32 protein-coding genes are annotated in these 26400 nt (G+C 49.5%); 12 read left to right on the top strand and 20 right to left on the bottom strand.

The annotated features are described in order from the left end of the window. Positions 1–27: 27 nt before the first annotated feature. Genes ACV7NC_RS09680 through aat form a run of 6 tightly spaced genes read right to left on the bottom strand, consistent with a single transcriptional unit; the run spans position 28 to position 4289 of the window. Positions 28–468 (bottom strand): DUF1841 family protein, encoded by a 441-nt coding sequence (locus tag ACV7NC_RS09680; RefSeq protein ID WP_458152356.1) that lies wholly within the window; start codon positions 466–468, stop codon positions 28–30. A gap of 8 nt (positions 469–476) precedes the next feature. Next, a complete protein-coding gene (nth, locus tag ACV7NC_RS09675; RefSeq protein WP_458152354.1) occupies positions 477–1109 on the bottom strand; it encodes an endonuclease III in 633 nt (210 codons plus the stop codon). Further along, complete coding sequence (locus ACV7NC_RS09670; RefSeq protein ID WP_458152352.1) at positions 1096–1794, bottom strand: RnfABCDGE type electron transport complex subunit B; 699 nt, start codon at positions 1792–1794, stop codon at positions 1096–1098. The genes nth and ACV7NC_RS09670 overlap by 14 nt, the downstream gene beginning before the upstream one ends. After that, positions 1775–2830, bottom strand: coding sequence for a quinone-dependent dihydroorotate dehydrogenase (locus ACV7NC_RS09665; protein WP_458152350.1), 1056 nt, complete (start codon positions 2828–2830; stop codon positions 1775–1777). Before ACV7NC_RS09665 ends, ACV7NC_RS09670 begins: the two co-directional genes overlap by 20 nt. Before the next feature lie 39 nt (positions 2831–2869). Beyond that, positions 2870–3577 (bottom strand): arginyltransferase, encoded by a 708-nt coding sequence (locus tag ACV7NC_RS09660; protein ID WP_458152348.1) that lies wholly within the window; start codon positions 3575–3577, stop codon positions 2870–2872. 4 nt (positions 3578–3581) lie between these two features. Next, the gene (gene aat, locus ACV7NC_RS09655) at positions 3582–4289 is read right to left on the bottom strand and encodes a leucyl/phenylalanyl-tRNA--protein transferase (RefSeq protein WP_458152346.1); all 708 of its coding nucleotides are present in this window, start codon (positions 4287–4289) and stop codon (positions 3582–3584) included. A 132-nt stretch (positions 4290–4421) separates the two neighbouring features. Here aat and ACV7NC_RS09650 point away from each other — a divergent pair, with 132 nt between their 5' ends. Beyond that, on the top strand, positions 4422–5339 hold the full coding sequence (locus ACV7NC_RS09650; RefSeq protein WP_458152344.1) for a porin family protein: 918 nt from the start codon (positions 4422–4424) through the stop codon (positions 5337–5339). Between the two features lie 371 nt (positions 5340–5710). Here the strand turns inward: ACV7NC_RS09650 and ACV7NC_RS09645 are convergent, their stop codons facing one another. The 3 genes from ACV7NC_RS09645 to ACV7NC_RS09635 form a co-directional block, all read right to left on the bottom strand. Continuing rightward, positions 5711–8455: a multicopper oxidase domain-containing protein gene (locus ACV7NC_RS09645; RefSeq protein ID WP_458152342.1), complete on the bottom strand. Its 2745-nt coding sequence runs from the start codon at positions 8453–8455 to the stop codon at positions 5711–5713. 36 nt (positions 8456–8491) lie between these two features. Next, on the bottom strand, positions 8492–9508 hold the full coding sequence (locus ACV7NC_RS09640) for a multicopper oxidase domain-containing protein (protein ID WP_458152341.1): 1017 nt from the start codon (positions 9506–9508) through the stop codon (positions 8492–8494). A gap of 270 nt (positions 9509–9778) precedes the next feature. Next, positions 9779–10504, bottom strand: coding sequence for a response regulator (locus ACV7NC_RS09635; RefSeq protein ID WP_458152340.1), 726 nt, complete (start codon positions 10502–10504; stop codon positions 9779–9781). 416 nt (positions 10505–10920) lie between these two features. Between ACV7NC_RS09635 and ACV7NC_RS09630 the strand changes: the two genes are divergently transcribed. Continuing rightward, entirely contained in the window at positions 10921–11748 is an 828-nt protein-coding gene (locus ACV7NC_RS09630) for an inositol monophosphatase family protein (RefSeq protein ID WP_458152339.1), read from the top strand. 89 nt (positions 11749–11837) lie between these two features. Here the strand turns inward: ACV7NC_RS09630 and scpB are convergent, their stop codons facing one another. From scpB to ACV7NC_RS09595, 7 genes are read right to left on the bottom strand one after another with little or no spacing between them, the layout of a single operon-like run. Beyond that, entirely contained in the window at positions 11838–12479 is a 642-nt protein-coding gene (scpB, locus tag ACV7NC_RS09625; protein WP_458152338.1) for an SMC-Scp complex subunit ScpB, read from the bottom strand. Further along, positions 12454–13257, bottom strand: coding sequence for a segregation and condensation protein A (locus ACV7NC_RS09620; protein WP_458154900.1), 804 nt, complete (start codon positions 13255–13257; stop codon positions 12454–12456). The genes scpB and ACV7NC_RS09620 overlap by 26 nt, the downstream gene beginning before the upstream one ends. Positions 13258–13277: 20 nt before the next feature. After that, entirely contained in the window at positions 13278–14480 is a 1203-nt protein-coding gene (locus ACV7NC_RS09615) for a tryptophan--tRNA ligase (RefSeq protein ID WP_458152337.1), read from the bottom strand. Next, complete coding sequence (locus tag ACV7NC_RS09610) at positions 14470–14769, bottom strand: hypothetical protein (RefSeq protein ID WP_458152336.1); 300 nt, start codon at positions 14767–14769, stop codon at positions 14470–14472. Before ACV7NC_RS09610 ends, ACV7NC_RS09615 begins: the two co-directional genes overlap by 11 nt. 28 nt (positions 14770–14797) lie before the next feature. Continuing rightward, positions 14798–15463, bottom strand: coding sequence for a site-2 protease family protein (locus tag ACV7NC_RS09605; RefSeq protein ID WP_458152335.1), 666 nt, complete (start codon positions 15461–15463; stop codon positions 14798–14800). Next, positions 15456–16088 (bottom strand): L-threonylcarbamoyladenylate synthase, encoded by a 633-nt coding sequence (locus tag ACV7NC_RS09600; RefSeq protein WP_458152334.1) that lies wholly within the window; start codon positions 16086–16088, stop codon positions 15456–15458. The genes ACV7NC_RS09605 and ACV7NC_RS09600 overlap by 8 nt, the downstream gene beginning before the upstream one ends. 42 nt (positions 16089–16130) lie before the next feature. After that, a complete protein-coding gene (locus ACV7NC_RS09595) occupies positions 16131–16991 on the bottom strand; it encodes a 3',5'-nucleoside bisphosphate phosphatase (protein WP_458152333.1) in 861 nt (286 codons plus the stop codon). 127 nt (positions 16992–17118) lie between these two features. Between ACV7NC_RS09595 and ACV7NC_RS09590 the strand changes: the two genes are divergently transcribed. The 5 genes from ACV7NC_RS09590 (at position 17119) to ACV7NC_RS09570 (ending at position 19910) form a co-directional block, all read left to right on the top strand. Continuing rightward, complete coding sequence (locus ACV7NC_RS09590) at positions 17119–18354, top strand: NnrS family protein (RefSeq protein ID WP_458152332.1); 1236 nt, start codon at positions 17119–17121, stop codon at positions 18352–18354. Positions 18355–18418: 64 nt separating this feature from the next. Continuing rightward, positions 18419–18859, top strand: coding sequence for a hypothetical protein (locus ACV7NC_RS09585; RefSeq protein WP_458152331.1), 441 nt, complete (start codon positions 18419–18421; stop codon positions 18857–18859). A gap of 143 nt (positions 18860–19002) precedes the next feature. After that, the gene (locus ACV7NC_RS09580; protein WP_458152330.1) at positions 19003–19278 is read left to right on the top strand and encodes a BrnT family toxin; all 276 of its coding nucleotides are present in this window, start codon (positions 19003–19005) and stop codon (positions 19276–19278) included. Next, on the top strand, positions 19275–19580 hold the full coding sequence (locus ACV7NC_RS09575) for a CopG family antitoxin (RefSeq protein WP_458152329.1): 306 nt from the start codon (positions 19275–19277) through the stop codon (positions 19578–19580). Before ACV7NC_RS09580 ends, ACV7NC_RS09575 begins: the two co-directional genes overlap by 4 nt. A gap of 66 nt (positions 19581–19646) precedes the next feature. Continuing rightward, positions 19647–19910: a type II toxin-antitoxin system Phd/YefM family antitoxin gene (locus ACV7NC_RS09570; RefSeq protein ID WP_458152328.1), complete on the top strand. Its 264-nt coding sequence runs from the start codon at positions 19647–19649 to the stop codon at positions 19908–19910. A 34-nt stretch (positions 19911–19944) separates the two neighbouring features. Here ACV7NC_RS09570 and ACV7NC_RS09565 read toward each other — a convergent pair whose 3' ends face one another. The 3 genes from ACV7NC_RS09565 to ACV7NC_RS09555 all read right to left on the bottom strand — a co-directional run bounded on the left by ACV7NC_RS09565 (position 19945) and on the right by ACV7NC_RS09555 (position 21035). Next, on the bottom strand, positions 19945–20229 hold the full coding sequence (locus ACV7NC_RS09565; protein WP_374563150.1) for a type II toxin-antitoxin system RelE/ParE family toxin: 285 nt from the start codon (positions 20227–20229) through the stop codon (positions 19945–19947). Next, entirely contained in the window at positions 20226–20474 is a 249-nt protein-coding gene (locus ACV7NC_RS09560; RefSeq protein ID WP_458152327.1) for a type II toxin-antitoxin system Phd/YefM family antitoxin, read from the bottom strand. The genes ACV7NC_RS09565 and ACV7NC_RS09560 overlap by 4 nt, the downstream gene beginning before the upstream one ends. 171 nt (positions 20475–20645) lie before the next feature. Further along, on the bottom strand, positions 20646–21035 hold the full coding sequence (locus ACV7NC_RS09555; protein WP_458152326.1) for a hypothetical protein: 390 nt from the start codon (positions 21033–21035) through the stop codon (positions 20646–20648). A 283-nt stretch (positions 21036–21318) separates the two neighbouring features. Here ACV7NC_RS09555 and ACV7NC_RS09550 point away from each other — a divergent pair, with 283 nt between their 5' ends. Next, a complete protein-coding gene (locus ACV7NC_RS09550) occupies positions 21319–21858 on the top strand; it encodes a histidine phosphatase family protein (protein WP_458152325.1) in 540 nt (179 codons plus the stop codon). On the opposite strand, the gene cysB is transcribed toward ACV7NC_RS09550, so the two are convergent. Beyond that, entirely contained in the window at positions 21855–22790 is a 936-nt protein-coding gene (cysB, locus tag ACV7NC_RS09545; protein WP_458152324.1) for an HTH-type transcriptional regulator CysB, read from the bottom strand. The two genes, ACV7NC_RS09550 and cysB, sit on opposite strands and share 4 nt — an antisense overlap. Positions 22791–23145: 355 nt before the next feature. Between cysB and ACV7NC_RS09540 the strand changes: the two genes are divergently transcribed. The 4 genes from ACV7NC_RS09540 to ACV7NC_RS09525 are packed head-to-tail and all read left to right on the top strand — an operon-like array spanning position 23146 to position 26391. Beyond that, a complete protein-coding gene (locus tag ACV7NC_RS09540) occupies positions 23146–23376 on the top strand; it encodes a hypothetical protein (protein WP_458152323.1) in 231 nt (76 codons plus the stop codon). Positions 23377–23421: 45 nt separating this feature from the next. Further along, a complete protein-coding gene (locus ACV7NC_RS09535; protein WP_458152322.1) occupies positions 23422–25161 on the top strand; it encodes a nitrite/sulfite reductase in 1740 nt (579 codons plus the stop codon). Next, entirely contained in the window at positions 25161–25700 is a 540-nt protein-coding gene (locus tag ACV7NC_RS09530) for a DUF934 domain-containing protein (protein ID WP_458152321.1), read from the top strand. Before ACV7NC_RS09535 ends, ACV7NC_RS09530 begins: the two co-directional genes overlap by 1 nt. Further along, complete coding sequence (locus tag ACV7NC_RS09525; RefSeq protein ID WP_458152320.1) at positions 25693–26391, top strand: phosphoadenylyl-sulfate reductase; 699 nt, start codon at positions 25693–25695, stop codon at positions 26389–26391. Before ACV7NC_RS09530 ends, ACV7NC_RS09525 begins: the two co-directional genes overlap by 8 nt. Positions 26392–26400 lie beyond the last annotated feature (9 nt).

The raw sequence follows: 26400 nt of genomic DNA, 5'->3' as shown, positions 1-26400 counted from the left end.
TTAGCATATATTGCTAGGGCTTTTTTTTTAATTTGCTGGCCGAGTGAGCTGCTTGTCCAGGCAGGCGAAGTAAATATCCGCGTCCGGTGCGGATTGATTGCGCTGCGCTTGCCAAATCATTTCTGCCAAGCATTCCATGACCTGATGAGCGGCAACATGTTCGCTCCCGGTTTTTTTCTGCAAGCGCGCAAATCGTTCGCAAATTCCAATTGGCTGATTAATCGATAACTGTTCCTTAATTGCAACATGCATGCTCATGTGCAGAAAAGGATTGGTATCGCCCATTTCGGGTAAGTAATCTTTATCCAGAAAGCGCTCGGAATCGTCGAGAATCGCATGATATTCGGGGTGTTGCAAGATGACTTCCAGCGCAATTGTTTCGATGCCGGATAAAATTTCTCGTTGGCGGTATTTGCGCCAGGTTTCAAAAAATAATTGCCGCGCTTGGTCTCGTGTCGGTTTAAACATGATCGGAATCAGATAGTTTTATCAGGGAATTCACACAAGTGATTGATTTTGCAAATCGCGCACTCCGGTTTTCGCGCCTTGCAAACATAGCGACCATGGAGGATCAGCCAATGGTGCGCATCCTGGCGATATTCCTTGGGAACGGCTTTGAGCAGTTTCAGCTCGACTTCCAGCACATTCTTGCCGCGAGCGAGTCCGGTGCGATTGGCAACGCGAAAAATATGCGTATCCACCGCAATTGTAGGCTCACCGAACGCCGTATTCAAAATCACATTAGCGGTCTTGCGCCCGACGCCCGGTAATTTTTCCAGTTGCTCGCGGGTTTGGGGCACCTTGCTATCGTGCAGTTGTATCAATAACTGGCAAGTTGCCAATATATTCTTGGTTTTGGTCTTATACAGGCCAATTCTCTTGATGCACTCGGTCAAGCCGGTTTCGCCGAGCGCCAGGATTTTTTCCGGGGTATTCGCCTGCGGAAAGAGTTGCCGAGTCGCCAAATTGACGCTTTTGTCGGTCGCTTGCGCGGAAAGAATGACGGCAATGAGCAGTTCGAAAGGCGTGCGATACTCCAATTCCGTGGTTGGGTACGGATTGACTGCTTTCAGGCAAGCGAAAATTTCATGCCGTTTAGCTGAGTTCATGCGGTTTTGCTGCAGGATTGCCGGTATGCGTTTGTGCGCGGATCATTTTAGCGCGTGCCAGCGCTGCTTCGATCATGGCTTTCTTGCGTTCATCAGTGATTGTTTTGGTGTTTTCAGCCGTAGAGCCGGGTTTGGATTTGATCGGTTTTTCTGCGGCGCGCTGTTTGTCGCGTTCGAGCCGTTGCTGCCTGCGTTGAAACCGGATACGCGCACGATCCGCAGCTTGCTGTTTGCGCTCCGCGGCGTCAAGGCTGTTCGTGCCGGCAGCGTCTTTAGCGGCTGGGATTAGGCGAATGCAATCCATCGGACAAGGCGCGATGCATAACTCGCAACCGGTGCAATCCGCTGCAATGACGGTATGCATTTGTTTGGCGGCTCCGACGATGGCATCGACAGGGCATGCTTTGAGGCAGAAAGTGCAGCCGATGCACAAACGCTCATCGATCATGGCAACGACTCTGCAAGGCGATGGAAAACCGTGTGCAGTATTCAGCGGTTTAGGCGGTACATTCAGCAATTCTGCGATTTTAACAATGCCGGCCTGATCTCCCGGAGGACATTGATTGATATCAGCCCGGCCTTCAACAATGGCCTCGGCATAAGGTCTGCATCCAGGGTGACCGCACTTGCCGCACTGTGTTTGCGGCAAAACCGCGTCTATTTGATCAATCAATGGTTGATTCATGGGAATTTGATTTGAGCGGAATCCGATCGGTGCAGAGTCCCTGCGCAATCGTGCGGATCAGCCCCGGACCATGATAAATCAGCCCGGTATATAGCTGAATCAGGCTGGCACCGGCGTTCAGTTTTTCCTCTGCATCTGCAAGTGACTGTATGCCGCCGACACCGATGATAGGAATTGCATTTTGCAGGAAGCCGTGCAATTGCTGAACGATGGATGTCGATCTCTGTTTCAACGGCGCACCGCTCAGTCCACCGCTTTCTTGCGCAACCGGCAAATGCGCGATGCCATCGCGTGAAAGCGTGGTATTGGTGGCAATGACCGCATCCATGCGATGTTTCAGCAATAACGCCGCGATTGATTCGATCTGTGCGGTATCGAGATCGGGGGCGATTTTAACGGCAACCGGCACGTATTTTCCATGAGTCTGCGACAGTTCTTGCTGCGCGGATTTGAGTTGACTGAGCAATTGATCCAATGCATCGGCAGACTGCAAATCCCGCAAATTCTTGGTATTGGGTGACGAGATGTTGATTGTTACATAACTGGCATAGCGATAGACTTTGTGCAGGCAGATCCGGTAATCCTCGGCCGCTTTGTCAATCGGTGTATCGAAATTCTTACCGATATTGATCCCTAAAATACCGTGGTAGCTTGAGCGCGTGACATTTTCGATCAGCCGGTCGACGCCGTGGTTATTAAAGCCGAGGCGATTAATGATGGCATTGGCTTCGGGCGCGCGGAAAAGGCGGGGCGCCGGATTTCCAGGTTGCGGTCGGGGCGTGACCGTGCCGATTTCGATGAAACCGAATCCGAGCCTGGCGAGCGCCTCGAGATGCTCGCCATTCTTATCCAAACCGGCCGCCAATCCGACCGGATTGGGAAAAGTGAGTCCCATGACGTTCCGGGGCTGACAGTCAATCTCGGCGCGGGGCAGCAAACCTAATCTTGTTAGCTGATCGAGCGCAGCCAAGGAGAATCGGTGCGCGGACTCGGGATTCAGTTGAAACAGCAGCGGACGGAAAAATTGATAGAGCATGCCGGATTTTATCCTGAAATGACCTTTGTCCTATGAAAATTACGAGAAAATGCTGTCGTCCAGCAGTTGCCACCGACCATCCAGCAATACTTCCAGCGGCTGGAAGTTAATTTTGTAGCGCATTTTCCGGTTTTCCTGGATCCAATAGCCTAAATATAAATAATCCATTCCCAGATTCCGGCATTGTTCAATTTGCCACAGAATGCTGTACGTGCCGAAACTTGCATGGGCAATATCCGGATCAAAGAATGTGTAGACCGATGAAAAACCATCTGGCAACAAGTCAATGATGCTCACCATGCGCAGTTGATCAAGGTCGCGAAACTCAATCAACATGGAATCGACATGGCTTTGCAGTAAAAAATTGTGATATTGCTCGCGGCAATCCTGATCCATACCGCCGCCTGCATGGCGTATCGTTTGATAGCGCTGATAGAGCGCGAAATGTGCCGGATCGTAATGCAGCGGATGAGCGGTAACTTGCAAATGCTGATGCTGTTTCCAGGCACGGCGCTGAAACCGTTTGGGCACAAAGGATTTCGCCTTGACGCGCACCGACAGGCAGGCTTGGCAATGCTCGCAATGGGGGCGATAAATGTAATGTCCGCTGCGCCGGAAGCCGGTTTGTATTAATTTCGCGTAAGCGCTAATGTCGATGCTATGCTCCGGCGTAACGACTTCCGAGCAAGCCAATTTGCCGGGTAAATAACTGCAGGAATAAGGGTTCGTGGTATGAAATTTAATCACGGCATTATCCGGATGTTCCAAGTAGCATGCGATCGAAGTTCCATTTGGCGCCGCTTATGCAATTGCTTATCAAAGTTTCCAATTGTCGGCTGAAGCTGGCGCGGGAAATTTCCCGTGCGCCAAGCGATGACAGGTGATGGGTTTTCACTTGGCAATCGATCAAACCGAATTCCCAATATTGTAGTTGTTTCACCAGATGTACGAAGGCAATTTTCGATGCATCGGTGCTGCGCGAAAACATTGATTCGCCGAAAAACACTTTTCCCAAAGCAACACCGTAGAGACCGCCAACCAACTCGCCGTCGATCCAGGTTTCCACCGAATGCGCCAAGCCCATGTCGTGCAGCGCCGTGTACGCTGCGATCATTTCCGGATGGATCCAGGTACCGGATTGTCCCTTGCGAGGCGCAGCGCAAGCTTGCATGACTTGCGTAAACGCCGTATCGGTGCGAATTTGGTAATACTCCTTGTGAAGGGTCTTGCGCAATGACCGGGAGATTTTCAGTTCTCCCGGAAACAACACCATTCTTGGATCCGGACTCCACCAGAAAATCGGTTCGTCTTCGTTGAACCACGGAAAGATACCGCTGCGATACGCCTCGATTAATCGTTGCGGCGACAAATCACCGCCAACCGCCAATAAACCATTGGGATCATCCAGGGCTTTTTCAAGCGGAGGAAACGATGAATAAAGGTTTTTTTCGTTGATCATAAATTTATGTAAAATCGCTGATTGCTACTAAGTTGATATAGATCAAGGTTGCACCAAAAATATTTTCTTATTCTCCATCGACTAGGGCAAATTGTCACACCTCAATAACGAAACCTAAGAAAGGGAAATTATATGAAGTATTTTTTACAAAAGAAAAAGCTTGCCAACAATATGCTGGCAAGTTCGCTGTTATTGACTTTTACACTGGCCTCACCGCAATTGTTTGCACAGGATGCGGCTAATCAGCGTATCCGGCAATTGGAAAATGCGTTGCAACAAATTCAGCAAGAGCTAGCTAATATCAAAGCGGAAGCGGCTAAGACGCAGGAAATTCAGAATGAACTCAACCGGGTAAAAGCGGAATCGGCTCAAACCACGCAGAAAGTTGAGAGAATTCAACAAGTCACCGAACGTAGTCAGCCAGCAGGAATGGATTTCGAAGGGGTCAGCGAAAAGCGGACCATGCTGTTTTTCCGGGGCGGTTATGCGCGTAGCGATTCGCTTCGCAACGGCGCCACGCTGGAAAGCCGTGTTGTACCGCTGGGTGCGCAAGAACAAGCTGGAAGGGATGCCTGGTATGTCGGTGCCGGCTTTGATTATCAATTGACCCGCGATGGCTGGGGCTTTATTCCTAAAACCGAGATCGATGCGGAGTTGATGTTTGAATACAAACAATTTGGACATGTTCCTGGTAATGCGCTGGCGAACGAGCCCAGCATCTTGGCGGGCGCGCCGCTCAACCCGCGAAGTGTGACGGTGAATCAATTTACCTTGACCGCTGCGCCCAAAATCAAGTTTAATCATTTTGCGAAATATAAGATCAGACCCTGGCTCATACCGGCCGGTTTGGGCATTCATGTGATCAGCCCGCCGTCCGAGTCGGTTACGTATATTTCTCCCGGCATTATGTTCGGCGGTGGTGTTGAATACAATATTTGGCGCGATTTCTTCGTCGGTGTCGATGCGCGCTACCATTATGTTCCCGGCGGATTGGACGGTTCCAGCTTTAGCGGTTTGACCACCGGTGGTTATGTCGGTATCGGCTTCTAAGATCCGCATCATTCAGAATCAACTAATTTATGTTTGATTGAATTATTAGATTATTTTGTTCGTTCGCAGCCAGATAGCGCGAAACGAAGCCTTAGCACCTCACTATTTGCTTAGTGGGGTGTTTTTTTGGGCGCGATTGATTGTGAGTGTTGCGCCGGTGAGAGAATTTTCACCTCAACCGAAAGTGCAAAGCGGCTAACACTTCCGTGTTAACCGCTTCAGGGCATCTCTAAGCAATACTTCGTTAATCAAAAAATATTTCCTTACATCTAACTGAATTTTTAGAGACGCCCTTCATTCAATTGGAAACCGCTCAAGCAGCTATCAGTGGTAAAGCAGCTGGCTGCTTGAGCGGTGTTGGTGACTTAGACTTAATCCCCGATCGGATTTCTTTGGGCCGCAGTCAAACCGGCTTTCCATTCGTCCGGCAGGTTTTGCACCCAGCCGTTGTAGACGTTAGGAACCGCCAGTACCCCTTGTCCGCCGAATCCCGGCAAGCTGCTGACGGTATCGTCTTTGGCAGTAGCTGCGGTATCCACCAGAGAAACATAACCGACAATATCGGCGTCGCTGAGATTGCCGTCACCGTTCGGATCCACATCGACCACCGTCAACCGGTTACCGAATTTGGTCGTCACGTATGCGTAATAGCCGCCACCCTGTTTCGCGCCGAAGTTGGCGCCGTGGCAACCCGGATCGCACGGCAGCATTTTGACAATGGCATCGGTTGCGGTATCGACGATCACGATTTGACCGCCGGTTGAAGCGATCACCACGGCTTTGCCATCCGGAGAAACCGGCGTTTGAATCGGCAATACACCAACGGCTATCGCGCCGTTGCCGTCATTATCGGCAAAGCTGCCATCGATCGGATTGTAGTCCGCGATCAGATTGATGGTTTTCAGCAATGCGCCGCTTGCGCCATCAAGCACCGATAGCGAATGATGCAACAAGTTGGCTGCATAGATTTTGCTCGAATCCGGCATCATGCCAATCGCGATCGGATGAGCACCCGGTGCATTATTACCGGTTGGCGTGCGCGCCAGTATGCCGCCGGAAGAACCATAAACACCAATGTCATTGGTATTGATGTTCGGCGTCACAATCTTGGTGCCGTCAGCGCTTACCCAATGACCATGCGGGTTGGCTGAGGTATGGCCATGCGCTTGCGTCGGCAGCATTTTGCTCAGCGTGGTCGTGCCGGCAGGCATGATTGCAATACCGTTCTCGCCATTGATTGCAATGGTAAGGTCATCGTTGGAAGGCAATGTCACCACATGCGACGGGGTATCGCCAACTCTGATGTTTTTAATCAATGCGCCGGTTTCACGATCAATGATCGATAATTTGGTATCGAACCATTGGGTTTGATATATCACCGATTGATCGCGGCTTGGCCACATATTATGCGGATTGTTGTTGTTGATTTCCGGCAATGCGACTTTGCGTTTAACCGTCCAGTTGCTGGTATCGATAACGGTCGTGGTACCGGGTTTGTACTTACCGGCGGTTTTCTCGAATTGCGTGTTAACCCATACTTCCCCAACGCCAGGCACTGCCGGTACGGTACCAGCGTCTAAAGGCGCATCGATCACATTCAACGCGGATAACGCCAAGGCTAGGCCGCCATCCGTAACGTTTCCAAACGGAGCGCCGGAAATTCTAACCGGCAGGGTTGGAAATTTTAAGTTCCAGATACCGGATGAATAATCCTGCCAATTGCTGGGTGATGTAGCCACGAAGAACGTTCTGAGCAAACGAACTGCGAGATCGCTGCTGGTTGGCAAGCCGCTGATGCCGGTCACCAGATCGATCTTATAGTCCATTGCCGGATTACCTAAATCGAGCCCTTCGGTTTCAGGATCATCGACAATCACCGCGCCGAACATGTACGGATGCACTTTACAAGTAAACACGTACAGTCCCGGTGTCGTCAGTTTGACGATACCGCCGCCACGGTAGGCGGCACTTTGATCGAATGGCATATGGTGCGCGCCGGTAGGCCATAACAGCGTACTGATAGTGTGCACGCCATGGGTATCGGACATGATGAAGTTTACGCTGCTGCCTGGATAGATCACTTCCAGCGATTTGGTTTTGATATCGAAAGGCAATCCAACGATGGCATCGCCACGTGGACTTCTAAACCAGCTCGCTGGTTCGTCGCTGACTTCCAATGTCACCAAACCGGGTTCTGAAGGACGCGCGCCCAGCAGAATATTGCCATAAGGCGATGCGCCAACAACGCTGTGGCCGTCGCCACCGGCAGGATCAACCCGGAAACTGCCGTGCATGCCGGCTTCCATGTGCGCGATCAAGTGACAGTGGAATTGCCAATCGCCGGGACCGACGCCGCTGCCGGCTTTAATCGTGAAGCTGTGGGTATCGGTGCCATCGGCCAGCAATTTGGTGTCGATCACGGTGGCAGTGCCGGTCTTGAGCCAGCGGTGCGCATGTAGATGGAAGGTGTGTCCAGGTCCTACCGACAACACATGGAAACGTACCAGATCGTTCTCAACGGCGCCCAGATCGGGGGCTGCCCAAAGCGGTTTTTGCGCGCCATCCGCTGAGATTTCGGTACCCCAGAAGGTCGAACCGACCATAAACAATACAAATTGTTTATCCAGATCGGCTTGCGTGACCGGAACGATGCTGCCGTTGTCATCGACGAAACTGTCGATCGGACCGTTCTTCTTGTCGACGATGATGGCGCCAAACAGCCCTAGCAACTCTTTGCCATTGTTGTCGCCGTGATACACATAGGTACCGGTTTTGTTGGCATGTAACGTATAGCTCTGGGTTTCACCCGGTTTGGCTTTTGCGGTATTGCTGTTGACTAGCCCCGGCACATTGAATCCAACGTCGACTGCGGTGGTGTTGGTCAGCGTAACCTGAATGGTATCGCCTTGTTTGACGAATACGGCTGGCCCGGGAATCACGGCTTCGGCAGCGCCCACTGCGTAGCCTAATTGCCCGTTAGGTAAGGTTTTGGCGGTAAAACTAAAACTATGAATCGCGGCCATTGCCATCGATGATGACAACAAAGCGATGGCAAATAGGATATGGATTGCCATTGCCGCAATGTGTTTGTTGAATCTTATAATCTGTTCATTCATGATGTGATCCTTAATATTGGGATGCGTATTTGCTTATTAATCAACAATAAAGTTGCCTTTCATGCCCAGTAATTTGTTTGAAAAGTTGTTATCCATGTATTGCGTGCTGTTTTTGGCTCTGACATAGAAAACGTGTTTTTCCAGAGGGCCGATTGCGGCTTGATTGATAAGCTTGGGTGTACCCGGATCGAGCCATTTATAACCGTTCAATGTGAATTGATGGAGATCCGTGCCTAAAGCAATGAGATGAAACCGGACATCAGTGTTTTTAGGTGCGTTGAGCGTTGGATTGACACCGTGCTTGGTTTGCTTTTTGGTGGCGCTATCGATTTCCACACCCCAGAAAGCATCGTCCCCGAGATAGAGCACATATTCTTTCGAATATTTAAATGCATTGTGGGGTTTGGGATTGGCTGCCGGATTGACGATGATTGCGCCGAATAAACCTTTATGCTCCGCACCATTATGGTTTTCGTAATTGTGATCGTGGTATGCCCAGGTTCCTGCGGTTCCGGGCGCGACGTCCCATTCATATTCGTACGATACGAAGGTGTTTTCCGGGCCTTCACCGGCGCCCTCGTCGAGGATCCGATTGATGACTTTGAGTGTGCCATCGCTCAGGATTCTGTAATGAACGCCATGCACGTGTACGCTCACCTGCTGGCTGATTCCCTTGACCGGATAATCACCCGAGATCGCATTAAAAAGTGTCAGCTTGACTTTGTCGCCCTCGGTTAATTCGATGATCGGTCCTGGAATGGTGGCATTGGGACTGTATCGGTCGGTGACGTCCAGGCCATCCACTTTATGGCTGAGCATTTTATAAGCCAGCAATTTGTTGCCGAAGCCATCGTCTGCAATATCTTCTGCAGTCATCTCGATAACATGTTCGGCAGCATAGCTTTTGTCGATGCCGATAAAAGCGATCGACATTGCCAACGTAAAACCGGCGGCAGCTCGTATGCACAACGAGCGGTATGAAATCTTCGCTGTTTCGATGCCGCGCTGCGAGAGCGGCATGTCACAACTCGATTGATTTATTTGAAACGACATTTAGGTTCCCTCCTGTGGTGAAAAATATTTCGTAGTCAGGGAATCATGAAGGGAAAATACATCGCGGTTGGTTCGTGCGGGTACTTTGAATGAAATTCACAATTCTCTTGAAACCTACGATTTGAGTAATAGATAGCAGAGGTAAAAGATTGCTATCTATTTAATCAGAGAGGGATTTTAGCAAAGATAACTTCGGCTAAGTAGATGTCATTTGTCCCTAAGATGCCGCTAATTTTCAGTATCTTGCAGGATAAATAACTTTTATATGGGTTAATTATCCGTATCCGTCGGGTTAAATGTCCCGATTAAGTAGGATTCTTTGAAGTAATTGTACAAAGGTGCTTTCAGGCACAGTTCGATTTGCTTCTTGACGCCGATTTTCTTATAGATAACCGACAATTGATTCCGCACGGTTTTCTCGGTGACCAGCAATTGCGCGCTCATTTCCTTGGCGGATAAGCCCTTACATGCCAGGTAGGCAATATGGCGCTCGCTGTCGCTCAGTTTAGGCTGATTGGGCAGTTTTGCAGCGGGGTGCGGTTCCGTGCTGGGTTTTGGGGTAAATTGCGCTTGCCAAAGCAATTTGGTGACATTGCGATCAAACCAGATTTGCCCGGCATGAATGGCATAGATGGCTTTAAGCAGCATGTCCGAAGGATGTTGCTTGCTGATAATGCCGGCGGCACCCGAGCGGAATGTTTGCAGGTGCGTTTGTTCGTTATTGTGATGAGAAAAAGCAAGCACTTTGCTTTGCGGGCTAATTTGCAGTAACTTGGCGATATCCTCAGCATAATTCTGGTCGCAGAGGAGTAAATCCATCAAAATCACATCGGGGTTATGCTGCGACGTTAAATCGAACAGATCTTCTATGGAATTCGTGTCCGCAATCAGACGGACAACAGCGTCCTTTTCAAACAACGATCGTAAACCAAGACTGACTAACTCAAAACTCTCGGCAACCAGAATGCGTATTTTTGTACTAGACGGCTCAACCATGTTTGTTATTGTATTTATAAATTGAATAAATCCCTTTTAGCGGGACTTAATTAATTATTGACCGGGCCACGTTGTTCTTAAGTAATTAATTAATTTAATCAAATACTTGTGAAAATTTTTATAATCTATTATTCTCTAAAGCAATTTTAGCAAATCCATTTAACAATAAATAGATGATGTTTATCCCGATAAATGACCATTTTCTGGGTTTCGCTTCAGAAAATATCCCGATTGTTGGTGAAGCTTACAAAAGCTGACGGAATCGGAAGAAAACTATCCTGAAGCAGTATGAGAATTGTAATTTGTATCCTTGTCCGAAATTCGTAACCGGATCGTTCAAAATCCTACAAAAACAAGCAGGCATAATCGATTCATATTAGAATCGCAGCCTTTGCTAATTTTTACGAATCAAGTTTATGCATCCGATGTTGACCATAGCGGTGAAAGCCGCGCGCCGTGCCGGTAGTATTATTAATCAAGCTTCGCAAAATCTGGATTTGCTGACGGTATCGAAAAAATCGCATAGTGATTATGTGAGTGAGGTGGATGGTGCAGCGGAAGCGGCGATTATTAAGGTGCTGCATGCGGCTTACCCGGATCATGCGATTCTGGCGGAGGAAAGCGGGCGGCAAGGTGATCACGAAAAATCGGAATTTTTGTGGATCATCGATCCGCTGGATGGCACCACTAATTTCTTGCATGGTTTTCCCAAGTACTCGGTTTCGATTGCGCTCAAGCATAAAGGCGTATTAACCCATGCGGTAGTTTACGATCCGAACATGAATGAGTTATTCACAGCGAGCAGAGGAACGGGTGCATTTCTGAATGACCGCCGCATTCGTGTCAGCAAGCGCACCAAGTTAGAAGACTGTCTGATCGGAACCGGGATTCCATTCCGCGACTTGACGCATTTAGACGCGTACCTTGCCATGTTTAAGGATATCGTGCCGCGTACCTCAGGCATCCGCCGGCCTGGTTCCGCCGCGCTGGATCTGGCCTATGTAGCGGCGGGCCGCTATGATGGTTTCTGGGAGATTGGTTTGGCGCCTTGGGATATGGCGGCCGGTTGCTTGCTGATTACCGAAGCCGGTGGCTTGGTGGGTGATCTGGAAGGCAACGGCACATTTCTGGAAAGCGGTCAGATCATAGCCGGCAGCCCTAAAGTATTCTCGCAACTGCTGCAGTTGATCACGCCGCATCTGACACCTGCATTGATTGAAGCGCAGCGCGCCGCTAAATCCTAGCGCTGTAAATTGACTATTCGAGCAACTTACTCTGCGGTGCGCGGTGCTCGTTTCTTCGCCTATCTTGCAGATAGGTCTCGCCCGCGGTTTTAATCTGCGTTTTCCTTATGATCCGTTGAATCGGTTTCGGTAAAAGGCAGCGCTTGATTCCGGTTATCCGGTTCGATCAAGGATTTCATTTCGTCCAGCGGCGGCAGTTCGTCTAAAGTCCGTAAATTGAGATCATCGAGGAAGTGCAGCGTGGTGGCGAATAGCGACGGTTTTCCCGGCACATTGCGATGCCCGACTTCTTCAATCCAGCCGCGTGCCATCAGCGTTTTAAGTACTGAACCGGAGACGCTGACGCCTCGGATTTCTTCGATATCCCCACGCGTAACCGGTTGCCGGTAAGCGATGATGGCAAGCGTTTCCAGCACCGCCCGCGAATAGCGAGGTGTTTTTTGCGGCGCGAGCTTCTCCAGGAACGGTTGCATTTCGGGTTTGGTCTGGAAGCGCCAGCCGCTGGCGACAGTCACCAGTTCAATCCCGCTGTCGCGCCATTTGTCACGAATTTCTTCTAACAGTTTCGAAATCACCGGATTGCTTAATTCCTGGTCGAATAATTTCCGCAATTCACTGATCGGCAGCGGCTCTTGCGTGGAAAGCAAAGCCGCCTCCAGAATTTGTTTTGCTTTTTCCGGATTGAGAGATTCTAAAGTGACAGGATTACGGGACGTCGACGGCACGGACATAGATTGTTCCGGAATCTTGAGATTGTGAAATTTCCAGCAGCAATTCCTTGGCAAGCTCCAACACTGCCAGGAATGTCACAACGACCTCCGCGATGGTGGCGGCGGGACTGAATAAATCGCAGAATTCCAATTGTTTCCGCACGCGCAAGTCGCGTAAAACCTGGCTCATATAAGCGCGTACGGAAAGCGTTTCACGCTTGATCTGGTGATGCCGGTTAACTTTGGCGCGCGTCAAAATGGCGATCCAGGCATTCCGCAGATCGTCGCTATTGATATTTGGCAATTGAATGGTTTCATGGCGTTCAATCCAGATCTGGGCAATGTTGAAATCACGCTCGGCCTGGGGTAATCCGTAAAGCCGGTCCGCCGCCTTCTTCATTTGCTCGTATTCGAGTAAGCGCCGTACCAGCTCCGCGCGTGGATCGCGTTCTTCTTCCGTGACGGTTTTGGGTATCGGCAGTAGCATGCGCGATTTGATCTCAATCAATAGCGCGGTCATCAGTAAATATTCCGCTGCCAGTTCCAATTGTTCGATCCGCATCATTTCGACATAGGTCATATATTGCTGTGTCAGTTCCGCCATCGGGATGTCGAGAATGTTGAGATTGTGCTTTCGGATCAGGTACAACAGCAGATCGAGCGGCCCCTGAAAGGTATCGAGAAAGACTTCCAGCGCATCCGGCGGGATATATAAGTCGTGCGGAATTTCCAGTAACGGTTCGCCGCAAATCCGCGCAACCGGCTGTGGTTCGGGGGAATCAATGATCGGATTCACCATTGGCAAACGGTTAATCCGGCTCAGGAATAATTCAATCCCATCGCTTCACGGATGTCCCGCATGGTTTCTTCCGCCAGCTTGTTGGCTTTTTCGCAGCCGTCGGCGATGATGTTGCGCACCAGCGTCGGATCTTCTTCGTATTTTTTGATGCGTTCATGCATCGGTGCTTGTTCCGCGAGAATCTTATCGATCACCGGCGATTTACAGTCCAGGCAACCGATTTCGGCGTTCTTGCATCCTTTCTGCACCCAATCGCGGGTGGCGTCGTCGGAGTAGACCAGATGAAATTGCCACACCGGGCATTTGGCGGGATCACCCGGATCGCTGCGGCGCACCCGCGCCGGATCGGTCGGCATGGTGCGTACTTTCTTGCGGATGCTTTCAGGGTCTTCACGCAGGCTGATGGTGTTGTTGTACGACTTGGACATTTTCTGACCATCCAGTCCCGGCATGCGTGAAGCTTCGGTCAGCAGGGTTTCGGGTTCGGTCAGGATCATTTTGCCGCCGCCTTCGAGATAACCGAACAGGCGTTCCCGGTCGCCCAGACTTAAGTTTTGTTGTTCGTTGAGTAACGAGCGCGCTTCTTCCAATGCATGCTCATCACCTTGCTCCTGATACAGCGTGCGCAGCTCGGTATACAGTTTGGATTTTTTCGAACCGAGTTTTTTGATGGCGGCTTCCGCCTTTTCTTCAAAACCGGGCTCTTTGCCATAGATGTGATTGAAACGGCGGGATATTTCGCGGGTAAATTCCAGATGCGGCGCTTGGTCTTCGCCAACCGGCACCAAGTTCGCGCGGTAAATCAGGATATCGGCGCTTTGCAACAAGGGGTAGCCAAGAAAGCCATAGGTGCTCAGGTCTTTTTCCGATAGTTTTTCCTGCTGATCTTTATATGTGGGAACACGTTCCAGCCAACCGAGCGGCGTCATCATCGACAGCAATAAATACAACTCGGCGTGCGCCGGGACTTTGGATTGAATGAATAAAATCGCCTGGGCCGGATCGACGCCAGCGGCCAGCCAGTCAATCACCATATCCCAGACATTTTGTTCGATGATTTCGGGCGAGTCGTAATGGGTCGTCAGCGCGTGCCAATCCGCTACGAAAAACAAGCATTCATATTGCTGCTGCAGTTTCACCCAATTTTTCAAGACGCCGTGATAATGTCCTAAATGCAAGCTCCCGGTGGGACGCATACCCGATAAAACGCGATCAGCAAACATATGGATATCCTAGTATTGAAATGTTGTTAACAGGTCTTTGAAAAACTATCTGCGTTGCCGCTACGGTGTTAAAAACAAGCTCAAAATGCTCATTTATTCCGCATAAACTGCGCTTCTTCGCTTGTTTTTGCCTTGTATCGGCTGCCTCGAAAACGTTTTTCAACGACCTGCTAAGGAAATGCTGATTAATTGACTGCACAAACGAAACGCTTTGTTGCGGGGTACTCACATCCTTCTCTATCTGATTGCTATGTCTCTGCTGTTGCGTTTCGCGCGCTTCGCGCTTCATTATGTTCGACGAATTATTCAGCATTTCCTTAAATATATAACTCAAAAAAAGAGACGATAAAAATTTTCACCCACAGAATGACCGGTCCGATCAAGGCTCCCAATACACCGCTGAATAACAATAGCAGTAGAATCATGAAGCCGTAAGGTTCGATCCGGGAAAACTGATAGGCTAAGCGATGCGGCAGCAGGCTGACCGTCATCCGGCCACCGTCCAGCGGCGGCAATGGCAGCAGATTCAGCACCATCAGGATAACATTGATTTCGATTCCCGCAATTCCCATCAGTGCGAGCGGTTTTGCATAGCTGCTCTCGGGCATTAGCAACGCCAATTTGATCATCAGCGCCCAGAAGAATGCCATGAGCAGATTAGCGCCCGGCCCGGCGGCGGCCACCCAGAGCATATCGCGTTTCGGATGGCGCAAATTGGAGAAATTAACCGGCACCGGTTTGGCCCAGCCGAATAAGAATCCGGCGCCGATGGTCAATTTACTGAGTATGAATAATGTCATCGGCACCAGAATCGTGCCGACCAAATCGATATGACGAGCCGGATTGAGGCTGATACGCCCGGCATTGAAGGCGGTCAAATCGCCGAATTTCTTGGCCATATAACCATGCGCTGCTTCGTGCATGGTAATGGCGAGTATGACCGGCAATGCATAAATGGCGATGCCTTGAATGATTTCATCCATGGTCGATTCCAAACGGCTCAAGACTGCCTTTGCCAAGACGCACCAATTCCGGCACATCGGTGGTCAGGTCTATAACCGTAGTCATGTCGATCCCGCAAGATCCGGCGTCCATGATCAGCTCCACCTGATGTTCCAGGCGTTCGCGGATTTCTTCGGCATCGTTCAGCGGGTATTCGTCTCCAGGGAGAATCAACGTGGAACTGAGCAAGGGTTCGTCGAGTTCTTGCAGCAATGCCTGAACCACTGGGTGATCCGGAATACGCAGACCGATGGTATTGCGTTTCGGATGCTGCATGCGCCGTGGCACTTCGCGGGTAGCTTGCAAAATAAAGGTATAGCTGCCGGGTGTCGTGGCCTTCAGCAAGCGGTACTGACTGTTGTCGACTTTGGCGTAGGTGGCGATTTCCGCCAGATCGCGGCAAACCAGCGTGAAATGATGGCGCTCGTCCACTTGCCGGATGGCACGGATGCGTGTCATCGCATCTTTGTCGCCCAAATGGCAACCCAGCGCATAACAAGAATCGGTCGGATAGACAATAATGCCGCCGCTGCGCACGATGGCGACCGCTTGTTTGATCAAGCGCAAATGAGGGGTGTCGGTATGAATCGCGAAAAATTGGGCCACGGCAAACGGTTGTACGGTGGATAAGAGAGTTAAATCAGTGCGTCAATCGATAAGCTCGGCGGTGGCTGAGGTTCTAAAGTGATGCCAGACGGGTGTGCACTCCAGCGGAAATTCCGGTAATTGTCCCAGATCGAAGTGACTTTCTCCCGGCCCGTGAAAATCCGAACCGCAGGAGGCCAATAAATTCCTGTCGTTGGCATGACGTGCAAAAAGCTGCATTTGTTCTCGGGTGTGGCTGGATGTGACCACTTCAATGGCCGAGCCGCCCAGCGCGGAAAATTCATCGAGCAGATCGTTCAACACGTTTTTACCTAGATCGTAACGCCCTGGATGTGCAATGACCGCCCGGCCGCCGCTGCCCCGTATCCAATCAATGGCATCGCTTAACGGCGCCCATTCATGCGGAGTGTAGCCGGGTTTCCCTTTGACCAGATATTTTTTGAACACGGTTTTAACATCTTTGGCATAGCCTCGTTCGACCAGAAAACGTGCGAAATGCGTGCGGCCGATGAGGCTGCGGACGCCGACAAAGGTGTAGGCGCCTTCCAGGCTGCCCTGAATGCCGATTTTTTCCAGTTCCGCGGCGATATTCCGGGCACGCTGCGCGCGGCCCTCCCGCACTTTTGCCAAACCCTCGGCCAATGGGGCATAATTCGGGTCGATATCCAATCCGACAATGTGGATCGTGCGTCCGCGCCAACTGACGGATATCTCAACACCATTGATAAAATCAATGCCTTTGGCTTCCGCGATCTGACGCGCTTCCGCAAGTCCGGCAATATCGTCGTGATCGGTCAAGGCCAATGTTTCAACGCCGCGCTGCGCAGCGCGCTCGACCAATTCGGCCGGGGTTAATACACCATCGGAAATTGAGGAGTGGCAATGCAGATCGATATTAAGCATGAAAATTCGTTGAACACCAGCGGGACACGCATGATAGCAAATATCCGCAGTGAAGAGAAATAATTGGATTGGATAATGAAACAGATAGTTAGCTCCATCAACCACTTACAATGGCAGAAAAAACGCTATGGAAAACCCAATCGACAAACCGCTCAACTTTCGTGATTACCTCTCTGCTGCGCCGCATCGCAGCCTGTTTCTGGCGGGCGCATTGCAAGGCGTGCTGACGGTGCTGTGGTGGATTTTCGATCTGGCTGGCCGTTACGGCATCGCCGGTTCGATGACCTTCTGGAACGTCGCGCCGACCTGGGCGCATGCGTTTCTGATGGTTTATGGTTTTTTCCCGTTTTTTATTTTCGGTTTTCTGTTCACCACCTATCCGAACTGGATGAACGGCGACAAAGTAAAGCCGCGCGAATATGTCACGACTTGCGTGCTGATGGCAGGCGGCGTGGCGTTGTTCTATGTGGGATTATTCACACACCGGATCATCAGCATTACCGGCGTGGAACTGATGCTGACCGGCTGGAGCATCGCGGTTTACGTGCTGCTGCGTATCCTGTTCACCGCGCCGGCGGAGGACAAGCGTCATGCTCGCGTCACCAGCGTCGCGCTGGTCATGGGTTGGTTTGGTGTCGCGGCGTATTTGTTGTGGCTGGTCAGTGACAGCCCCGCGCTTATCGATTTCGCCCGCGTTGCCGGGTTCTGGTTTTTCCTGCTACCGATTGTGCTCACGGTGTCGCACCGCATGATTCCGTTTTTCTCCAGCCGCGTATTGGATAACTACGAAATGGTGCGGCCGTACTGGATGCTGTGGCTGATGCTCGGCTGCATTGCTGGGCACGGTTTGCTGCAGTGCTTGGAACTCACCGCCTATCAGTGGCTCGTTGACTTCCCGTTGGCCGCGTGCGCGCTGTATTTGTCGTACCGCTGGCAATTGCAGCGCAGCTTTAAAGTCAGCCTGCTGGCGGTGCTGCACATCTCGTTTGCCTGGCTCGGCGTCGCCATGCTCATGTATGGTGTGCAAAGCCTGGTGTATTTCACTTCCGGCAGCTTTATTTTGGGACTCGCCCCGCTGCACGCGCTCGGTATCGGCTTCTTCTCCGGCATGATCCTCGCGATGGCTTCGCGCGTTACCCTCGGCCACTCCGGCCGGCCACTCGAACTCGACCGCTTCACCTGGCTGCTGTTCCTGGGTTTCCAGGCAACCGCCGTAATCCGCATTCTGGCGGATCTCATCCCGGCGATTGCGCCGATGTTCTACGTGCTTGCGGCGTTCGTTTGGCTAACATGCTTTGGATTGTGGGCGGCCAAGTTTGCGCCGATTTATTGGAGTGCAAGGGTGGATGGGAAGGCGGGGTAGTTGTCTTAACAGCTAACAGAGTTATTTGTAATGTGGATCAAGTGTTACTGGAGTTAAATTATTTATGGATAGAGACGAGTTTATTGAAAAAGGGCGTGTAAAGTTTACAGACAAGATTGATACTTCTGTATGTGATACTTGGTTCTATCTTTTAAGTAAAGAAATGCCATCGTACAAAATCACAGGAAAATATCTTTTCTTTTCAAGCGATCGCGATTTCTTGCAGCGGATTGCAATAAATGAAATAGAAAACAATGGATTTCATAAAGCTAAAATTCCACTGAAGGGTTTTTCAGCCGATGGTGATTACGTATTGTGTTTGTACTATAAAGATGATTCGAGAAAAAATGAGCTTGCAGAAAAGTATCGAAATATCGATGGAATTAGTTATAGATACTGGAAAAGCGATCAAGCAACACGCAGTGGTCATTATTCTGCACAATTTCTTGGAGCGACTCGCGTTCCTTTTGATGACACAAACAATTCATCAAAGAAAAAGCCTTAGTTTCTTTAGAATTTTAACCAATTAATAAAAAATCTCTGATAAGAGTTTTGCATTTTGCGATTGCTATACTACTAAATTCAATTTGTTTTCTAATAAAAGCTTCTTGAAGGCGATAGGCACACAATTGTGCTACAGTTTTGACCATGAAACCAATCAATTGGGACTCCGATAAGAATCGCAAACTAATTGAAGAGCGAGGTATTTCATTCGAAAATGTTATTTTTTCTCTGCAATCCGGTGGATTGCTGGATGATATGTTTCACCCGAATCAAGACAAGTATCCGCATCAGCGGATTTTTGTCGTTGCGATCGGTGACTATGCTTTTTTAGTTCCCTATGTGGAAACCGAAGAAGAAATTTTCCTTAAAACCGTGGTACCCAGTCGGAAGGCAACCAAGCAATACCTTGGAGGTAAATGATGAAAAAAATTCAACTCGATAAAGAAGAGCAAGCGCTTGTTGCGGCATTTGAGTCAGGGGAATTTCAATCGGAGCTTTCGCTTGACCGCAAGAAATTTATTGAAACAGCCGCTGCGCAAACATTTAAAAAAGATAAGCGGATTAATATCCGGATATCCGGCAGAGACCTCATGGCAATCCAAAAAAGAGCCATGGAAGAAGGCATACCCTATCAAACTTTAATCGCCAGTATTATTCATAAATATGCTTCCGGAAGTTTGTACGATGCAACCGCCAACAACGCTACGAATTCGAATAGTTGATCAGCGGTTTAAGACGTTGAAGTGACTGAACTTAGCTAAGTTAGCCCACACAATACGGAAATCAATATGCTGACCGTCAATATACATGAAGCAAAGCTTCATTTATCCCGACTTATCGAAAAGGTAGCAGCCGGCGAAGAAATTATCATCGCGAAAGCCGGGAAGCCGATTGCCAAATTAGTGCCGTTGCATAGTGCACCTTCTGCTCGAAGTTTGGGCATTTTCCAAGGAAAATTGAAAATACCGGGAGATTTTGATGCTGCATTGCCTGGGGAGGTGGTGTTGCAATTTCAGAGTGGCGCTATCGAACCATCATCCAAGAATAGCTAGCGCTGGAATGATGGGTTGCTGTAAAGAAGCCTCGCTATTCTCTCCGATACACTTCGTCATGACTGCCGACATTCACCAGAATGATTTCTTTTTCAGTAATCATGATTTCCAACGTGATGCGGTAACTGAGATTGATCGATACCGAGTGCAATCCGGTTAACTTGCCGGAAAGTGCGTGGATTCTCAGTGAAGGGTGAAAAGGGTTGTAGCTGAGCAACTCCAGCACTTTGCGGTAGGGTTCTTTAAGTTCCGGGTGTTTTTGCGCGAAGCGGCGCGCGCGTTTTTTGTAGCTATCGGTGAAAATGAGCGTGTAGCTCATTTGGCGAAAATATCTTCGACATGCTGATCGACAGTTTCTTTGCTGAATTGTCCGGTTGCGATGTCCTGCCGAGCTTCGAGAACGGCGGCTTCCAGCTCCATTTCGCGTAGATAGTGGTATTGCTCGATTTTCATTACGACGTAACACTCTTTGCCGCGCACGGTGATGATGTCTTCCGTTTTATCCGTCAGACTTTCTTCCACGCAGGCGATCCCTTTGGTTTTTAAATCGTTGGCTGTAATCATGATCAATCGCATTCCTAATAATGCGATTGAATATACGATTGATAAACGGATATGTCAATGGAGGGCTGGAATATTCAGCTTCTTAGAATTTATTATCTTCAATAAATAGCACCTGACTGCTGCTGCGATATTGAGTCAGGCGCTATCCCTAGGGAGTCAGTTCGGAGGTTGCTAATTCTGATTTTCTTCCACCGGCAGTTTTTGCACCCAGGTCAAACAACTGGTGTGGGCTTCGCCTGCCATCGTGACGCATTCGTTATAGCCAGGGATATTGTTCTGAAAAGCATACTGGCAGTTGCGTACGTCGACTTCAAGCTCGTAGAAGCAAATGCGCAATCCTTCCTGTTGCGTGATATTGTTAACAAACTCAGAAAAAGAACCGGGATTACCAAAGGAGGGAGAAATGTCGGAGTTGGTAATCCCGGGTTGCAGCAACAACGTGCGCGGCACTAAGAAACGGCCTTGGGTGCCTTCCGGTGGGTTGAATGCGTAGAGACTGGTGGCGTTCATTAACACAACGAAAGCGATCATCGGGTGTAATACTGTTCGTGCGAGTTTCATGATGGTTCCCCTGAATGATTAATCGGATATACAAGCGGTGCATATTTGCGATTGTTGTCACCGTCATTAGGAGATACGCAGTAACTGTTTTTTTGGATGCAGGTGCAGCGTAATTTTTTTCCGGTTGAACGATTTGCGGGTTTGAAGTATGTCAGTGGATTTGAATTGGAAGAGCGTCTTGGGCGATCACTTCGATGCTCGTTGAATCTTACCGGGAATCGGCGGGAGAACACTTCTGAAATGCGTTTCCGGTTGATTGGAAATATTGGGTTGGAAAGGAATCATGCACTTTTACTGTATGCGCCACGGGCGCACGAATTATAATGATCTGGGATTATGTAACGACGATCCGGCTCGTGATGTGTATTTGACCGAAACGGGGATTGCACAAGCGGAAACGGCGGCGCAGCGGTTACGACATGTAGCTTTAAGCCGTATTTTGGTTTCGCCGTTGCCGCGCACCCGGCAAACGGCGGAGATTGTAAGTCGCTATCATGCCGTTCCGATTGAGGTGCATGACGATTTGGCCGACATTCGTTCGGGTTTTGAAAGTCAGCCGGTGGCGGATTACTTTGCGGCAATTGATCATGATCCGCTACGCGCTCGGATAAATGGCGGCGAATCGTTGCTGGATCACAAGCAGCGGGTATTGCGTTTTATCGACTGGCTGCGTGTTCAGCGAGATGAAGCGCTGCTAGTGGTTGCGCATGAAGAGACCATGCGGGTTTTTATCGCCCATTTCGAGGGCGGTATCGAGGACGCGCAGTTGCGCGATATCCATGTTGGCAATTGTGAATACCGACAGTACGCGTGGATTCGTTAATTTTCGGTTTGATGGTTTTTGAGTTTTGCCTGGATCGCCGCATGGTCGAGATGCGGTGCGAACATTTCGATAAAATCGAAAACGTAACCGCGGATATAGCTGTTACGGCTGATACCGATGCGCGTTGTGCTCGGTTCGAAGAGATGGCTGGCGTCGATTGACTTTAATTGCTTATCCCGCTTGGCGTCAAAAGCCATGTTGGCCAGAATCCCGATCCCTAACCCTAGTTCCACGTAAGTTTTGATGACGTCGGAGTCAATGGCGGTGAGTACGACATTGGGTTCCAATCCCTTACGGGCGAATGCTTGGTTGATTTTTGAACGTCCCGTAAAGGCAAAATCGTAAGTGATGATTGGATATTGATTAATTGCTTCCAATGTGAGTTTTTTTAGCTTTAATAGTGGGTGTTTCGGTGGCACCACGACGCAGCGGTTCCATTCGTAGCAAGGCAGCATGACGAGCTCTTGAAAATGTTCGATTGCCTCGGTCGCAATCGCAATGTCCGCTTCTCCGGAAGAAACCAATGATGAAATTTGCATTGGATTGCCTTGCCGCAGAATCAGTCTGACCTTGGGATAGCGCGCGGTGAATTGCTTGATCACGGGCGGCAGTGCGTAGCGTGCTTGGGTATGGGTTGTCGCGATAGTCAATGTGCCCCCGGCTTCATCGGTAAATTCCTGGGCGATTCTTTTCAAATTATCTGCGTCGCGGAGCATTCGCGTTGCGATTTTTATGATCTGTTCGCCGGGAGGGGTAATGCGGACGATGCGTTTGCCATTGCGCAGAAAAATGTCGACGCCGAGTTCTTCTTCCAGCAACTGGATTTGCTTACTGATGGCGGGTTGCGAAGTATGCAGATTCTTGGCCGCCCTGGATAAGTTCATATTATGATTGGCGGTTTCGCAGAGATAACGGAGTTGTTGTAGTTTCATTAAATGATGTTCGGTAATAATAAAAAATTATATCAGTCTAATATAATATTATTTTGAATTATAAAAATGAATTGCTATGATGCAGCCCGGTTAAAAAGGCAATAAGAATATAACTGATTGTAGTGCTTCTGTAGCTGCGTTTTGGATGAGGATCCAATTGTTTTTTTGAAAGCGGCGCGGTTCGTGCCAATGATATTGATCCTTAGCGGTTGAGGTATGTTTTTTTTGGTAAAATGCCGGGTTTCACGCGCAGAATGTTGTGGCACGGAAGCAGTTTGATGAATTTTCCCTCGATTGTTCATTACAATCGAACAAAAAGAATAATATTGCAATCAGTTAACAAACAAGGATTGAGATGAGTACAAATATTGAGAATAAGCCTAAACAGGTAACCTGGTTTAATGGTTGCGGTGGACGCATAGGCATTGTAGTTGGCCAATCCGGCGAGCATGCCTATATTGGCATGGCATTGAGGCATGATGAAGATGATGATGTCGACCATATCATGAAGTACGGCGCCAAATTTCCGTTGGAAGCTGCGCTAAAACTGCCGGTGTCCAAAACCTATAGCAATGAGAACAGTTAGTGCCTTAGTTCCTAACTTTATGAATCCTTAGTGAGGAAAACAACGATGTATCGCTATGATGAATATGACCAGACAATTGTGAATGAACGGGTAAAACAGTACCGTGATCAGGTACGCCGCCGCCTTTCCGGTGAATTAAAGGAGGAGGAGTTTATTCCTTTGCGTTTGCAGAACGGTTTGTACATGCAAATTCACGGCTATATGCTGCGTATCGCGGTGCCGTATGGCTTGATTTCATCGAAACAAATGCGCATGTTTGCTCATATTGCTCGCAAATACGACCGGGGTTACGGCCATTTTACAACGCGCCAGAATATCCAGTTCAATTGGTTGAAGCTGGAAGACACGCCGGATATTCTTGCGGATCTCGCGTCAGTGGAGATGCATGGGATACAAACCTCAGGAAACTGTGTGCGTAATATTACCTCGGATGAATTTGCCGGCGTGGCGCAAGACGAGATCGTTGATCCGCGTCCTTATGCTGAAATCTTGCGACAATGGAGCACTTTCAATCCGGAATTTGCCTATTTGCCGCGTAAATTTAAAATCGCCATCAGTGGCGCGAAAGATGATCGCGCCGCGATATACGCACATGACATAGGCTTGGCAGTGACCAAAAATGCACAAGGTGAAATCGGTTTTCGCGTGCTGGTCGGTGGCGGATTGGGCCGTACCCCGATTATCGGCAGTGAAATACGGGATTTTTTGCCGTGGCAACATGTGCTGACCTACGTCGAATCGATTCTGCGGGTATATAACCAATACGGCCGCCGGGATAACAAATACAAGGCGCGCATCAAAATTTTGGTGAAAGCATTAGGGATTGACGAGTTTAAGCGCCAGGTTGAAGCCGATTGGGCCGATCTCAAGGATGGGCCGGGCACATTGACAGCCGAGGAAGTCGATCGCGTTGTCTCATTCTTTGCCGATCCGGCGTATGAGACATTACCTGATCACGATTCGCGATTGAACGAATTTAAAGCGGACAGCCGGTCATTTTCGCATTGGCTGGCGAAGAATGTTCTACCTCACCGGGTTCCTGGTTACGCCATTGTGGTTTTGTCATTGAAGAAACCGGGCAATGCGCCGGGTGACGCCACGGCCGAACAGATGGATGCGGTTGCCGATTTGGCGGATCGTTACAGCTTTGGCGAATTACGTATTACGCATAAACAAAATTTGGTTTTGGCGGATGTACGCCAGAAGGATTTGATCAGCCTGTGGCAGGAAGCCACCCGCTACGAATTGACGACTCCGAATATCGGCATGTTAACCGACATGATCAGTTGTCCGGGCGCGGAGTTCTGCACGCTGGCCAATGCCCGTTCAATCCCGTTGGCGAAGTTGATTGCCGAGCGCTTTGAAGATTTGGATTATTTGTATGACATCGGTGAAATTTCGATCAATATTTCCGGTTGTGTGAATGCCTGCGGGCAGCATCATATCGGCAATATCGGTATAACCGGTGTGGAAAAGAAAGATCATGACGAATGGTATCAAGTATCGATCGGCGGATCGGAAGGCAACGACAGTTCCATCGGCAAGATTCTCGGTCCGTCGTTTACCTTTTATCAAGTTCCGGAAGTGATTGGACGCTTGATCCAAGTGTATCAGCGCGAGCGCGTCGACGGGGAACGCTTTATTGACACGGTGCGCCGCATTGGTCATGCGCCTTTCAAAGACCATGTATATGCATCGGAATTTGTCGCGCAAGAAGAAGTAACGGATCCGCACGTCGTGGTCCCCGCGCAATATGATATTCCCTACTATTCACCGAGGTTCTAATGGGTGCGATCATTAAAAATAAAACCATTGTGACGGATGATTGGGTGGTATTACGGCTGGAAGCGGATCAAGCGCCTGAGCATGTGACTGTCGCGCCGGGAAAGATCATCGTTCCGTTGAAAGTCTGGCAAGCGCAACGCGAAACATTGCAGCAGCGTCCGGAAATCGGGGTGTGGCTCGCCAGTGATGAACGTCCCGAAGAATTGAAGGGTGACATTCAAAAATTCTCGGTGATTGCAGTCGATTTTCCTAAATTTTCCGATGGGCGCGGTTATTCGATTGCGTACAATCTGCGCGCCCGCCTGGGTTATAGCGGCGAATTGCGCGCCATCGGTGATGTGTTGCGCGACCAGTTGTTTTACATGCAGCGTATCGGCTTTGACGCTTTTGCAACACGCCCGGATCGAAGCATTGAAGAGGCATTAAAAGGGTTAAGTGATTTTTCCGAGGTTTATCAAACTGCGATCGATCAAAAATTACCGCTATTTCGGCGCGTGAAGCGTAAGGGTAACTTGGTTGCGGGCACCACTAATGACTGAATTACAAGAAAAAATTGATCAAGTGGTGGCAATTCTGAAAGAAACTATTTCGGATTTCGCGCCCGTAACGTTTGCCAATAGCTTGGGGGCGGAAGATATGGTATTGACCGATATCATTGAACGTTTTCAACTGGATATTGATATGTTCAGCCTGGATACCGGCCGTTTACCGCAAGAAACCTACGATTTGATGCAAATCGTGCGGAACAAGTATAAAAAACCGCTGCGCATTCTTTTCCCTAATGTAAAACAAGTTGAGTCCTACGTTGCGGAGCACGGCGTTAACGGTTTTTATGAGAGTATCGAATTGCGTAAAGCATGCTGCCATATGCGCAAAGTCGAGCCATTGCGCCGTGCCTTGCAAGGAAAACGCGCCTGGGTAACAGGAATTCGCCGTGAGCAAGCGGCTACCCGGACCGGTTTGAAGGTTTCGGCTTATGATGTGGATAACCGCATGCAGAAGGTAAACCCGTTGCTGGAATGGTCGAATGCGGAGGTTTGGCAATATCTCAAGCACTTTGATGTGCCATATAACGCGTTGCATGATAAATTTTATCCCAGCATCGGTTGCGCGCCTTGTACACGTGCAGTCACACCTGGCGAAGATATCCGTTCCGGACGCTGGTGGTGGGAAGCGCCGGAAACCAAAGAATGCGGACTGCATACCGGGAAAGTCATTCCATTAAAATAATAGGGTTGG

Source organism: Nitrosomonas limosa, from assembly GCF_054188085.1.
This window is presented reverse-complemented; position numbering and strand designations above follow the sequence as displayed.